This window comes from Roseburia sp. OF03-24, from assembly GCF_003463035.1.
Taxonomy (GTDB): Bacteria; Bacillota; Clostridia; order Lachnospirales; family Lachnospiraceae; genus Roseburia; species Roseburia rectibacter.
In genome coordinates, this window is the sequence record NZ_QSCK01000095.1 from 1 (window position 1) to 686 (window position 686).

General features: G+C 37.9%; 1 pseudogene. It reads left to right on the plus strand.

Features of this window, described 5'->3' with window-relative positions:
- A pseudogene (locus DXA60_RS18540) lies at positions 1-327 on the plus strand (hypothetical protein); the annotation flags it as partial.
- Positions 328-686 lie beyond the last annotated feature (359 nt).

Below are 686 nucleotides of genomic sequence, written 5' to 3' on the forward strand. Positions count from 1 at the left end.
GAACAGACAGAAAATATGAAGACACCGCGGGAGCGGAATAATATAGACGCAGTATTACAGGCAAGTGTCAGTGCGAATTATGAAATATATCAGAAGGTAAGGAGGGCGAATGGTATGTGCGAAGCATTACGGGAATTAATGAAAGATGAAATAGAGCAGGATGTAGCAAGAGGAGAAGCGAGAGGAGAAGCGCGTGGAATTATTGACACATGCTATGATCTTGGATTGAAGGAAGACGCAATTTTGGAGCGCTTGCAGAAAAAATTGAACATATCACTAAAGACTGCGCAGGAATACCTAAAGACTTTCGGAAAGCAGATGATATAAGTTAAACGTACACATTTTCGGGAAAACGATCATATTTTATAGATATGTTGTAAAATAGTGTTTTTCCACGAATATGTATAAAAATAAAGCATTACATTCTAACAAAATCTATTAGGCAAACTGTGAGAAATTATCTCACAACATAAGCCGTTTCAAAACAAATCAAAACCACGTTAAGGCTGCTTATCAACATACGAGTCACCACGTCGGATATCAGAATTTTCAATGCTTTTAAATCACCAGCCAAATAAAAGAAAAAGCAGGGAGAATTCGAAAATATCACGCGACTCTCCCGAACAAAAGGGAGGAAACGATTATCGCGCAAAAGACAAAGAAATCGTCATCAGACAAAGCCAAAA